The sequence below is a fragment of the Marinovum algicola genome (assembly GCF_900109145.1).
In the GTDB taxonomy this organism is placed as follows: domain Bacteria; phylum Pseudomonadota; class Alphaproteobacteria; order Rhodobacterales; family Rhodobacteraceae; genus Marinovum; species Marinovum algicola.
In genome coordinates, this window is sequence record NZ_FNYY01000044.1 from 1 (window position 1) to 10,798 (window position 10,798).

General features: G+C 66.9%; 13 protein-coding genes. 5 read left to right on the forward strand and 8 right to left on the reverse strand.

The genetic code is table 11. The features are described from left to right. Window positions 1-302: 302 nt before the first annotated feature. The 5 genes from BMW90_RS25520 to tsaD form a co-directional block, all read right to left on the reverse strand. Window positions 303-698, reverse strand: a complete 396-nt coding sequence (locus BMW90_RS25520) for a DUF1761 domain-containing protein (protein ID WP_074840554.1) — start codon at window positions 696-698, stop codon at window positions 303-305. Window positions 699-805: 107 nt separating this feature from the next. After that, a complete protein-coding gene (locus BMW90_RS25525; RefSeq protein ID WP_074840556.1) occupies window positions 806-1,219 on the reverse strand; it encodes an EVE domain-containing protein in 414 nt (137 codons plus the stop codon). After that, window positions 1,219-1,488 carry a YciI family protein gene (locus BMW90_RS25530; RefSeq protein WP_048533481.1) on the reverse strand — a complete coding sequence of 90 codons (270 nt, stop codon included), beginning with the start codon at window positions 1,486-1,488 and terminating at the stop codon, window positions 1,219-1,221. The genes BMW90_RS25525 and BMW90_RS25530 overlap by 1 nt, the downstream gene beginning before the upstream one ends. Window position 1,489: 1 nt before the next feature. Next, window positions 1,490-2,455, reverse strand: coding sequence for an NAD(P)H-dependent glycerol-3-phosphate dehydrogenase (locus BMW90_RS25535; protein ID WP_074840558.1), 966 nt, complete (start codon window positions 2,453-2,455; stop codon window positions 1,490-1,492). After that, complete coding sequence (gene tsaD, locus BMW90_RS25540; RefSeq protein WP_074840560.1) at window positions 2,452-3,546, reverse strand: tRNA (adenosine(37)-N6)-threonylcarbamoyltransferase complex transferase subunit TsaD; 1,095 nt, start codon at window positions 3,544-3,546, stop codon at window positions 2,452-2,454. The genes BMW90_RS25535 and tsaD overlap by 4 nt, the downstream gene beginning before the upstream one ends. 53 nt (window positions 3,547-3,599) lie before the next feature. On the opposite strand from tsaD, the gene BMW90_RS25545 reads away from it, so the two are divergent. From BMW90_RS25545 to BMW90_RS25555, 3 genes are read left to right on the forward strand one after another with little or no spacing between them, the layout of a single operon-like run. After that, window positions 3,600-4,340, forward strand: a complete 741-nt coding sequence (locus BMW90_RS25545) for a uroporphyrinogen-III synthase (protein ID WP_074840569.1) — start codon at window positions 3,600-3,602, stop codon at window positions 4,338-4,340. Window positions 4,341-4,389: 49 nt separating this feature from the next. Beyond that, window positions 4,390-5,898 carry a hypothetical protein gene (locus BMW90_RS25550; RefSeq protein WP_139211557.1) on the forward strand — a complete coding sequence of 503 codons (1,509 nt, stop codon included), beginning with the start codon at window positions 4,390-4,392 and terminating at the stop codon, window positions 5,896-5,898. Window positions 5,899-5,908: 10 nt separating this feature from the next. After that, window positions 5,909-7,501, forward strand: a complete 1,593-nt coding sequence (locus BMW90_RS25555; RefSeq protein WP_048533476.1) for a heme biosynthesis protein HemY — start codon at window positions 5,909-5,911, stop codon at window positions 7,499-7,501. 19 nt (window positions 7,502-7,520) lie between these two features. Here BMW90_RS25555 and BMW90_RS25560 read toward each other — a convergent pair whose 3' ends face one another. From BMW90_RS25560 to BMW90_RS25570, 3 genes are read right to left on the reverse strand one after another with little or no spacing between them, the layout of a single operon-like run. Then, the gene (locus BMW90_RS25560; protein WP_074840564.1) at window positions 7,521-8,579 is read right to left on the reverse strand and encodes a YeeE/YedE family protein; all 1,059 of its coding nucleotides are present in this window, start codon (window positions 8,577-8,579) and stop codon (window positions 7,521-7,523) included. Between the two features lie 50 nt (window positions 8,580-8,629). Next, window positions 8,630-9,019, reverse strand: a complete 390-nt coding sequence (locus BMW90_RS25565) for an ArsR/SmtB family transcription factor (RefSeq protein ID WP_371398825.1) — start codon at window positions 9,017-9,019, stop codon at window positions 8,630-8,632. Next, complete coding sequence (locus tag BMW90_RS25570) at window positions 9,016-9,384, reverse strand: thioredoxin domain-containing protein (RefSeq protein ID WP_170850633.1); 369 nt, start codon at window positions 9,382-9,384, stop codon at window positions 9,016-9,018. The genes BMW90_RS25565 and BMW90_RS25570 overlap by 4 nt, the downstream gene beginning before the upstream one ends. Before the next feature lie 80 nt (window positions 9,385-9,464). Here BMW90_RS25570 and BMW90_RS25575 point away from each other — a divergent pair, with 80 nt between their 5' ends. Then, on the forward strand, window positions 9,465-10,205 hold the full coding sequence (locus BMW90_RS25575) for a cytochrome c biogenesis CcdA family protein (RefSeq protein ID WP_074840567.1): 741 nt from the start codon (window positions 9,465-9,467) through the stop codon (window positions 10,203-10,205). Window positions 10,206-10,231: 26 nt separating this feature from the next. Continuing rightward, a complete protein-coding gene (locus BMW90_RS25580) occupies window positions 10,232-10,720 on the forward strand; it encodes a thioredoxin family protein (protein ID WP_083416222.1) in 489 nt (162 codons plus the stop codon). Window positions 10,721-10,798: the final 78 nt, after the last annotated feature.

Below are 10,798 nucleotides of genomic sequence, written 5' to 3' on the forward strand. Positions count from 1 at the left end.
ACCGACGACATCATACTTCAGTACCTCGAACTACATGGAAAACATGATGCTACCGGCGTCAGCCGGTAGTGGTTCACTCCATTTTTACCAAGCGGGATGAAGCTATCCGCGATTTAGGGAAAACCCTAACTTCTTAAGATTTGGATCGGGGGCGGCGTTAAGCTATTAAAGTTTCATCCCGACCAGAAAGGTTGGAGCCGAAATTCAGATCACGAAGGATGTGTGGGAGCGTCCGGGGTGAGAGGAGAGGGCTCTGACTTGATCGAAGTCAGGGCCCTTTTGCCGTCTGCCGCCCGGTCGTTTCAAAGCAGCACCAGCACCAGCCCCATCAGCGCGCAGGCCGAAGTTGCATAGCCGCCGTCGATCAGCGACAATTTGAACGGTCGGTCGCCATAGAGATTGTTGATGACGATCCAGGGGCTGATAAAGAACAAGCCGATGCCCAGGCCGGACAAAAAGCCCTTGCCCAGGGTATCGACGCCGGAGAGCGCGAAGGTGTGGCGCATCATTCCGGCGACCAGCAGCAGCATGACAAAGGTGATCGCGAAGATCGCCGGCGATTGCCCGCCCTCGGGCTTGCCATCCGCCCCGCGCTTGATGCCGGCGGCGGCCATCCAAGGCTCGGCCAGCACCATGTACCAGACCGCGCCAAGGCCGAAACCGACGGCGGCGGCGATGAGGACGCTGAGAAAATCCATGTGAGTCGCTCCCTGCAAGCACGCCCGAGAATTCAGGCGAAATTAACCTTACCGCAGGATCACCGGTTTCCTTACAATTTCAATTGTTTTGTTGCCCTTAACCGCGATCAGAGCCCGCCGAGGCCACAGATATGCCGCCATTCCGCTTCGCTGACGGGCTGCACCGACAGGCGGGAGTTCTTGACCAGCACCATGTCCGACAGCGCCGGATCGGATTTGATCGTGTCGAGTGTCACCGGATGCGGCAGGGGCTCCACCGCGCGGATATCGACGCAGTCCCAGCGGTCGTCGTCTGTCGTGCTGTCGGGATGCGCCGCGGCGCAGACCTCGACGATGCCGACGATCTCGCGGGCCTTTTGCGAGTGGTAGAAAAAGCCGCGGTCGCCCACGGCCATCTCGCGCATGAAATTGCGGGCCTGATAGTTGCGCACGCCGTCCCATTCCTCGCCCGCCGCGCCCTTGGCGAGTTGATCCGCCCAGGACCATGTGGAGGGCTCGGATTTGAACAGCCAATAGCGCATCAGCCGACGACCTTCTTCCATTCGATCAGCTCGACCTTGTCGAACAGTGCGGCCTTGGCATACGGGTCATTCGCCGCCCAGCTCTCTGCCGCTTCCATGTTCTCGACATCGAGGATCACCAGCGAGCCGATCATGCCGTCGTTTTCGATCAGCGGCCCGGCCTGAAACACCACCCCGGTCTCTTCGATATAGGCGAGATGGGCGTCGCGGTTGTCCTTGCGGGTTTGCAGGGCACCGGCTTTGTCGCGGGCGATCAGGGCTATCAGCATGTCACTCTTCCTTCAGGGGTCGGGCGAGAAGCTGGTCCATCGCTGCGCCGACGTCAAGCTCGCCGGCGATGATTGCGGTGACGGCACGGGTGATCGGCATTTCGGCCCCGTGGCGCTCGGCAACCCCGAGCATGGCGCGGGCGGTGGCGGCGCCTTCGACGGTGGTGCCGGCGGCAAACTCCTCGTTGCGGCCCAGGGCCTGGCCGAAGCGGTAGTTGCGCGACTGGGTCGAGGTGCAGGTCAGCGTCAGGTCGCCAAAGCCCGAGAGGCCTGCCAGGGTTTCCGGCCGGGCGCCAAGCGCTTGGGCGATGCGGGTCATCTCGGCAAAACCACGGGTCATCAGCGCGGCTCGTGCCGACTCGCCCAGCCCGGCGCCGATCACCACACCGCTGGCGATGGCGATCACGTTCTTCAGCCCGCCGCCCAGTTCGGCGCCGGTGACATCGGTGGTGCGGTAGAGCCGCAGGTTGCGGGTCGAGAGCTGTTCCTGCAATCTCCGGCCGCTCTCCTTGTCGCCGCAGGCCAGCGTCAGCGCGGTGGGCAGCCCCCGGGCAATATCGGCGGCAAAGCTCGGTCCGGTCAGGATCGCCGCCTGTGCCTGCGGCAGGATGCGGCTGATCAGGCTGACCGGGCCTTCGCCGGTGCGCAGGGAAAACCCCTTGCAGCAGGCCACCAGCGACTTTTGCGCCAGCGTCCCGGCATTGTCGGTGAGCAACGTCTCGAGCTGTTGCATCGGCACCGAGAGCAGCAGGGTGTCGGGCGCGGTGGCCTCGGCAAAATCGCCGGTGGCCGTCAGGCGCTCGGGAAAGCCCGCGCCGGGCAGGCGCCGGGCGTTTTCGCGCGCGGATTGCATCTCGGCCATGGCGGCGGCATCGCGCCCCCAGAGCACCACGTCCCGGCCGGCGGCGGCCAGCGAGATGGCCAGCGAGGTGCCGAAAGCGCCGGCTCCGATCACGCCGATACTCATGCCTTGGCTCCTTTTTTGCCGCTGCCCAGCATTGGCGCGGCGCTTTTGTCCAGCGGCCAGCGGGGGCGGGCCGCGAGGGTCATGTCGTCAACCTTGCCCAGCGCCATGCGTTCCAGCCCGGCATAGGCGATCATCGCCGCATTGTCGGTGCAAAGCGCCAGCGGCGGCGCGGTAAAGCCCGCGCCCGCCTCGGCGCAGACCGCTTGCAGCGCCGCGCGGATCGGCTGGTTCGCGGCGACGCCACCGGCAACGGCCAGCATCGGCTGCGCCGGCGACTCGGCGAGATAGGCCGCAAGCGCGCGGCGGGTCTTTTCCGCCAGCACATCCACCACGGCGGCCTGAAACCCGGCACACATGTCGGCCCGGTCCTGTCGGGTCAGCCCGCCCTTGTCGGCGATCACCCCGTCGCGGGTGCGCAGCAAGGCGGTCTTCAGCCCCGAAAACGACATGTCGCAACCCGGCCGGTCGAGCAGCGGGCGCGGAAAGGCAAAGCGCCGGGCCGCGCCCTGTTCCGCCTCGGCCTCGACCGAGGGGCCCCCGGGCTGGGCCAGCCCGAGAAGCCGCGCGGTCTTGTCGAAGGCTTCGCCGGGGGCGTCGTCGATGGTGCCGCCGAGGCGGGTGAACTCTTCGGGGCCGCGGGCGATCAGGAACTGGCAATGGCCGCCGGACACCAGCAGCATCAGGTAGGGGAAGGCCGCGCCGTCGGTCAGCCGCGGGGTCAGCGCATGGCCGGCCAGATGGTTCACGCCGATCAGCGGCAGGCCGGTGCCCGCCGCAAGGCCCTTGGCGCACATCACGCCCGAGACGACGCCGCCGATCAACCCCGGCCCGGCGGTCACCGCGATGCCGTCGAGCGCGTCAAAGCCCAGCCCGGCCCGGGCCAGCGCCTCCTTGACGCAGACATCGAGCCGCTCGGCATGGGCACGGGCGGCGATTTCCGGCACCACGCCGCCAAACTCCTTGTGCAGCCCGGTCTGGCCCTCGACCACCGAGGCAAGGACCTGGGCCGCGCCGGGGGCGCCGCGCACCACGGCGGCGGCGGTGTCGTCGCAGCTGCTTTCAAGGCCGAGAAGGGTGAGCGATTGGGTCATCTGACGCGCCGGTTCGTTGCGGAGGGAACAGGGCGCAGGTAACACTTGCCATGATGGCAAACAATCCCGCCCAACACCCGCCCGCGCTGCTGCTGACCCGGCCCCGCGTCGATGCCGAGAGCTTTCTGGCCGATCTGCGCCGGAGCGTCACGCCCGGCACCGTGGTGATTTCGCCGGTGCTGCGGATCGTGGCCACGGGGGCGGTGCCGGATCTGGCCGGAGTGACGGCGGTGGTCTTTACCTCGGCAAATGGCGTACGCGCCGGCAAGCTGCCGCCCGGGCTGCGCGCCTTCTGCGTCGGGTGCAAGACCACGCAGGCGGCGCAGGCGGCCGGGTATGTCGCCGAAATGGTGGGCGAAACCGCCGATCAGCTTGTCGCGCATCTGGCCGGGTTGCGGCCCGAGGGTGGCATGCTGCACCTGCGCGGCCGGCATGCGCGCGGCGATGTGGCGGCGCGGCTCACCGCGATGGGAATGAACGCGCGCGAAATGATCGTTTATGATCAGCAGGCCTGTGACTTTACTCGCGAGGCGCGTGCGCTACTTGACGCAGAGAAGCCGGTGATCCTGCCGCTGTTTTCCCCGCGAAGCGCCGAGATCGTCGTGCGGCAGGCCCGGGCGCGGGCGCCGCTCTGGGTCGTGGCGCTCAGCCCGGCGGTGGCCAGCTGTGCAGCGCCCCTGAAACCAGAGCGGCTGGTGATCGCCGCGCGGCCCGATCGTGCGGCGATATGCGCAGCCGTGGCCGGGGTCATTGGTGGGGGAAGTCCGCTTGAGGGGCCCTCGAGGGTGCCATAAGGTAATGATATTGCGCCGCAGCAGTAAGATTCGGAAAGGGTGATCCTTGGTGTCAAATTCGAAAGAGCCGAAACCGGAAGAAACCGAAGACAAGACGGCGGCCGACGACCGGACAGATGCGCCGGAGGTCTCGGATACCACCGATGAGGCTGCGGGTCCCGAGACCCCCCCGGACGGTGCGGCCGACACGATTACCACCGGCGACGATACCTATCCCGTCGATGAGGGCGACATGATTTCCGGCGGCGATGACTCCTTTCCCGCCGATGAGGCCGATACGCTGGCCGCCGATGAGGCCGACACGCTGACGTCGGGCGAGGATACGCCAGCCGCCGGCGACAGCGCGGAGCCGCCCGAAGGCGGTGTCGAAGACGCCGATCCGCTGGCCGCCCCCGATCCGGTGCAGGCCGAGATGGCCGCCGACGAGGCCGGCGCGGATGCCGGCAATGAGCCCGAGCCCGAGGTCTTTGACGATGCCGAGCCGCCGCAGGCGGGGGCGCCGGTTGCGCCGCCGGTCACCGAAAAGGTGATCGAGCGTCGGGGGGGCTTTGTGCCGATGGTGCTGGGCGGCATTGTTGCCGCCGGGCTGGGCTATGGTGCTGCCTATTACCTGGGGCAGGATGACAGCTTCGAAACCGAGACCCGCGCCGCGCTCGAGGCGCAGACCGCGCGGCTGGACGACGTGTCGGAGCAGATCACCGGCATGGCCGCCGATGTAACCGGGCGGATCGACACGCTTGCCGCCGACCTCGCCACCACGCAAGAGGCGTTGGGCGTCACCGAAAGCGAGCTGGGGGCGCAGAACGAACGGCTGACCGGTGTCGAGGCGCTGCGCGAGGAGATCGCGGCGATTGACGAACGCCTGACGACGCTGGCGAAACGGCCGATTGCCGACACCGTCTCGCGCGAGGCGATTGCGGCCTATGAAGCAGAGCTGGAGCGGCTGCGCGGCTCGATGGAAGAGCAGCGCCTGGCGATCGAAGAGACGATTGCCGCCGAAAAGGCCGAGATCGAGCAGATCGCGGCCGAAGCCACCCAGATGGAGGAACGCGCGCTGGAAGAGGCGCGGATTTCCGCCGCGCGCACGGCGCTGACCCAGGTGCTGACCGCGCTCGAGGCCGGCGATCCCTTTGCCGAGCCGCTGGCGACGCTGGCCGAGAACGTGGACGCGCCGATGACGGCGCTTGAGGCGGCGGCCTCCGACGGGGTGGTGACCCAGGCGGCGCTGCGCGAACGCTTCCCAGATGACGCGCGCGCCGCGCTGCGCGCCGCGCGCGCGGCCGGAACGGATGACGCCGACGGCGGCATCGGCGGCGTGCTGGAAAAGATGTTCGAGGTGCGTTCGGTCGAGCCGCGTGACGGCGTCGACACCGACGCCATTCTGTCACGCGCCGAAGCGGCGGTGCGCAGCGGCAACTTGCGTGTCGCACTTGATGAAATAACGGCTCTGCCGGATGCGGCGAAAGAGCCATTGGCCCAATGGGTGGCGGATGCCGAAACCCGGATGTCGGCGCTGGACGAAGCCAACGCCATCGCGGCACGCCTGAACCAGGGATAAGGACGAATTCATGCTTTGGTCACTTCTGAAAATCCTCGTCTTTGTCGCCGTGGTTCTGGCGCTAGCCTGGGGCGCCGGCTGGCTGCTGGAATATGATGGCGCGGGGCTGCGCGTCACCTTTAACGGTCAGGAATTCACCTTTACCGCCTTGCAGGCCGTGCTTGCCCTGATGGCGCTGCTGGTGGCGCTCTGGGTGTTGCTCAAGGTGGTGTCCTTCCTCGTGGCGCTGCTGCGCTTCGTCAATGGCGATGAAACCGCGATCTCGCGCTATTTCGACCGCAACCGCGAGCGCAAGGGCTTTCAAGCACTGAGCGACGGGCTGATGGCGCTGGCCTCGGGCGAGGGCAAGCTGGCGATGGCCAAGGCCGCCAAGGCCGACCGCTATCTCAACAAGCCCGAGCTGACCAACCTGCTCACCGCTCAGGCCGCCGAGATGGCCGGCGACCGCGGCAAGGCCGAGGCGGTCTACAAGAAGCTGGTGGCCAACGAGAAAACCCGTTTCGTCGGCGTGCGCGGCGTGATGAAGCAGCGGCTGGCCGATGGCGACACCGATACCGCGCTGAAGCTGGCCGAGCGGGCCTTTGCGATCAAGCCCAAGCATGAAGAGACGCAGGATATCCTGCTCAAGCTTCAGGCCGATCACGGCGATTGGGCCGGGGCGCGCAAGACGCTGAACGCCAAGTTGAAATCCGGCAACCTGCCGCGCGACGTGCACCGCCGGCGCGAGGCCGTTCTGGCGCTGTCGGAGGCGCGCGAGGTGGCCGCCGATGGCCGGACCATCGAACAGCGCGAAACCGCGATCGAGGCCAACCGGCTCTCGCCCGAGCTGATCCCGGCGGCGGTGATGGCGGCGCGCAGCTATATCGAGCAGGGCAAGCCGAAATACGCCACGCGGGTGATCAAGAAGGCCTGGGAGGCGCAGCCGCATCCCGATCTGGCCGCCACCTTTGCCGCCATCGAGCCCGACGAGACGCCGGCGGCCCGGATCAAGCGCTTTCAGCATCTGACCCGGCTGGCGCCGGAGCACCGCGAGACCAAGCTGCTCTTGGCCGAGCTGCATATCGCGGACGAAGATTTCCCCGGTGCCCGCCGGGCGCTGGGCGATCTGGCCGAGACCGGTCCCGACACCCGCACGCTGACCATCATGGCCGCCATCGAACGCGGCGAAGGCGCCTCGGATGCGGTGGTCAAGGGCTGGCTGGCCCGGGCGCTGAATGCGCCGCGCGGGCCGCATTGGGTCTGCGACAATTGCTCGAACATCCAGAGCGAATGGTCGGCGACCTGCACCAATTGCGGCGCGCTCGACACGCTGAGCTGGAAGACGCCGCCGGCCGAGGCTGCCTCGTCCAGCGCCGACAGCGCCATGCTGCCGCTGATCGTCGGTGCGATCGAGGATCATTCCGGCCGGGACATGGCGACGCAGGACAGCGTGATTGCCGGGGAGGCAATGCACAACGGTCCGGGCACGGGCGACGTCTCGGCCGAAGGCGCCGAGGACGATCAGACCATGGCCGAGAAGCTGGCCGAGGATGACACGCCGCCGGCGGCGGGAAAGATGGCGGATGACGCCGAGATCGTCGGCGAGGATACCCCCCGGGCCTGACGGCCCGGGCGTGCCCCGGTCATTCGGCCGGGGCAAACCCCAGCATCAGCTGACGCAGCCCGATGTAGCCGCCGGCGAGGATCGCGGCCAGCGTCACCGGCGCGCTCCAGGCCAGCAGGGACATGGCCGAGAGGCCCTGTCCGACGCTGCACCCGGTGGCCACCACCGCCCCCAGCCCCATCAGCGCCGCACCGCCGATCTGGCGGCGCAATTCGCGCGGGTCGTCGCAGGCCTCCCAGCGGAACTGGCCTTTGATCATCGACCCGAGGAAGGCCCCGGCCAGCACCCCAAGCACCGAGCCCGTGCCGAAATTCAGCGCCACCCCCGACGACAGCATGGCATAGAGAAGGGTGTCGCCGAGCGGTTTGGAAAAGGTATGTGACGAGACTGCGATATCGTCCCAGCCATGGCGCGCAACCCAGGAGGTGCCGGCCCAGGCGCTGACGATCGCCAGCCCGACCACCGCGCCCCAGATCAGCGTTTCGCGAGAGCGGCGCACCCGCGCCGGCGCGGCGACAAAGGCGAGGATCGCCAGCCCGATGGCCAGCCCCGGCAGCGCCACCGGCAGGCCGGTCAGCCGGGCCAGCGCATGGGCCAGGCCGGGCAGCGCCTGCGGATCGGTCTCGACCACCGGAAAGACCGTGATGCGCAGCGCGGCCAGCGGCCCCGACAGCACCACATAGGCCGAGATGCCGGTGACCAGCACGATCACGAAGGACCGCAGGTCGCCGCCGCCGAGGCGGGCAAGCGCGCCAAAGCCGCAATTGCCGCTGATGGCCATGCCATAGCCAAAGACCAGTCCGCCCAGCACCGAAGCGACAGGCGACCAGGCGGTGGCAAGGTAGATCGGGGCGGCGGGGTCGAGCCAGCCCAGCGCGATCAGCACGAAGCTGCCGGTCACGGCGGTGCCGATGGCGATGCCCCACATCCGCAGGCGCAGGTCGCTGCTGGAATAGAAATAATCCTCGATCGCACCGAGGGTGCAGAACCGCCCGAGCCGCGCCGCGAGGCCCAGCATCAGGCCGCTCAGCAGTCCGACAAGCGCCACGGCGGTGGCGTCGCCCATGGTGTCCAGCATCGGTCCTCCCTCCCCGAGATCCCGGCCGCCGGGGCCTGCCTGGCGCGGGCCTAGCGGTCTTCCGTGTCCGGCCGGCAGAACATGTCGTAGACGATTTCCATGATCTGGCGCGGCCGGTCGTCGGCCAGCGAATAATAGATCGCCTTGCCATCGCGCCGTGGCTTGACCATGCCTTCGAGCCGCAGCCGCGAAAGCTGTTGCGACACCGCCGCCTGACGCGCCGAGAGCAGATCCTCCAGCTCGGTCACCGATTTTTCGCCGGTGGCCAGATGACAGAGGATCATCAGCCGCCCCTCGTGGCCCAGCGCCTTGAGGAAATTGGCGGCGTTGGTGGCGTTTTCCATCATCCGCTCGATGTCTTCCTCGCAGGTGTTCTCGTCGAACGCCGGAAGCGGCGATGCCTTTGCCGCGCCAAGGGTGGTGTTCATCGCGTCGGTCATCCTGCTGCCTCTTGCGTCCTGGCGGTATCGATCAGCCTGCCGAGCAGGCCCCAGAAGAAATCCTCGCCCGGATAACCTTCGATGCGCCCGCTCTCGACGCCGTCGACCATCAGTACGAAGGTCGGCGTGAAATGCAGGTCGCGGGCGAACTGCATGTCGTCCGGCGGGCGGTCGCGGATGTCGATCCGCCGCAGGGGCGCCTGGGCGCCTTCGTCGGTCTTGGGATAGACCGGTCCGACCTCCTTGTTCCACTTGGCGCACCAGACGCAGCCGGGTTCCTCGACCATCACAAGCGCCATTTCGGCACGGGCAGCCGTGGCCAGCAGCATCAGCGCCGACAGCAGAAGCGGGACAATCTTCAGCATGCGAATTGATTTCATTTGATCCGAACCTGATATACTACCTAATCTGAATATGTGAATTTTACAAGCGGGACGGGCCTCCGATGTTCGATGTCACTTTCGCAGGCGCTCTTCTGGCAGGATTGCTGTCATTCCTGTCACCCTGCGTCCTGCCGATCGTGCCGTTCTATCTCAGCTACCTCGCCGGGGTCGGGATGAACCAGGTGACCGCCAGCGCCGAGATCTCGGGCGCGGTGCGGCTGCGCGCGGTGCTGGCGGCAAGCTGTTTCGCGCTCGGCGTGATCACGGTCTTTGTGGCGCTCGGGGCCTCGGCCACGGTCTTTGGCCAGATGCTGCGCGACTATTTCGACATCCTGCGCTGGCTGGCGGCGGCGGTGATCCTCATCATGGGGCTGCATTTCCTGGGCGTGATCCGCATCGGGTTGCTCTATCGCCAGTTCCGCGCCGACACCGGCGCGACCTCGAACATGAGCCTGGCCGGCGCCTATGTGATCGGGCTCGCCTTTGCCTTTGGCTGGACGCCCTGCGTCGGCCCGGTGCTGGCGGCGATCCTGTTCACCGCGGCGGGGCAGGAGACCGCCGGAACCGGCGCGGCGCTGCTGTTTGTCTATGGCCTCGGGATGACCTTGCCGTTTATTCTGGCGGCGATGTTCATCGGGCCGTTCATGCGCTGGATGGCGCGGTTTCGCCGCCACCTGCCCAAGATCGAAAAGGCGATGGGCGCGCTGTTGATCGTCTTTGGCGTGCTGATTGCCACCGATACGATGAACTACATCGGTCAATGGATGCTCGAGACCTTTCCGGTCTTCATGCAGATCGGTTGACCACGACCTTCAAGGGGGAGGATGACATGACACGTTGGATCACAAACCTCGCGGCGCTGCTGCTGGCGCTGCCGCTCTGGGCGGCAGAGCTGGGCGACGACGGGCTGTACAAGACGGACTGGATGCGCGACACGTTCAAGGACCTGCGCGAGGATCTGGAAGAGGCCAATGCCGAAGGCAAGCGGCTGGCGCTGATCTTCGAGCAGCGCGGCTGCGTCTATTGCGACAAGATGCACAAGGAGGTGTTTCCGCGCCCCGAGATCGCCCGCATGATCAAGGACAATTACTTCGTGGTGCAGCTCAACCTGCATGGCGACATCGAGGTGACCGATTTCGACGGCGAGACGCTGAGCGAAAAGGACATGGCGCGCAAATGGGGGATTCTCTTTACCCCGACGGTGATGTTCCTGCCGGAAGAGGTGGCGGAGGATGCAACCGCGCCGCAGGTGGCGGTGGCGGTGATGCCCGGGGCCTTTGGCGCTGGCACCACGCTCGACATGTTCACTATCCATTGAATGGAACGAAGCCACCGGCTTCCAGCCGGTCCGCTTCAGCTGACGAATGAGGGCTCCCCCGGGATTTGAGACCGCCCG

What these genes read in the sequence shown, in the direction of transcription:
- BMW90_RS25520 (WP_074840554.1), bottom strand. Translation starts at nt 698, where the DNA reads ATGGATTTTCTCAGCGTCCTCATCGCCGCCGCCGTCGGTTTCGGCCTT.
- BMW90_RS25525 (WP_074840556.1), bottom strand. Translation starts at nt 1,219, where the DNA reads ATGCGCTATTGGCTGTTCAAATCCGAGCCCTCCACATGGTCCTGGGCG.
- BMW90_RS25530 (WP_048533481.1), bottom strand. Translation starts at nt 1,488, where the DNA reads ATGCTGATAGCCCTGATCGCCCGCGACAAAGCCGGTGCCCTGCAAACC.
- BMW90_RS25535 (WP_074840558.1), bottom strand. Translation starts at nt 2,455, where the DNA reads ATGAGTATCGGCGTGATCGGAGCCGGCGCTTTCGGCACCTCGCTGGCC.
- tsaD (WP_074840560.1), bottom strand. Translation starts at nt 3,546, where the DNA reads ATGACCCAATCGCTCACCCTTCTCGGCCTTGAAAGCAGCTGCGACGAC.
- BMW90_RS25545 (WP_074840569.1), top strand. Translation starts at nt 3,600, where the DNA reads ATGGCAAACAATCCCGCCCAACACCCGCCCGCGCTGCTGCTGACCCGG.
- BMW90_RS25555 (WP_048533476.1), top strand. Translation starts at nt 5,909, where the DNA reads ATGCTTTGGTCACTTCTGAAAATCCTCGTCTTTGTCGCCGTGGTTCTG.
- BMW90_RS25560 (WP_074840564.1), bottom strand. Translation starts at nt 8,579, where the DNA reads ATGCTGGACACCATGGGCGACGCCACCGCCGTGGCGCTTGTCGGACTG.
- BMW90_RS25565 (WP_371398825.1), bottom strand. Translation starts at nt 9,019, where the DNA reads ATGACCGACGCGATGAACACCACCCTTGGCGCGGCAAAGGCATCGCCG.
- BMW90_RS25570 (WP_170850633.1), bottom strand. Translation starts at nt 9,384, where the DNA reads ATGCTGAAGATTGTCCCGCTTCTGCTGTCGGCGCTGATGCTGCTGGCC.
- BMW90_RS25575 (WP_074840567.1), top strand. Translation starts at nt 9,465, where the DNA reads ATGTTCGATGTCACTTTCGCAGGCGCTCTTCTGGCAGGATTGCTGTCA.
- BMW90_RS25580 (WP_083416222.1), top strand. Translation starts at nt 10,232, where the DNA reads ATGACACGTTGGATCACAAACCTCGCGGCGCTGCTGCTGGCGCTGCCG.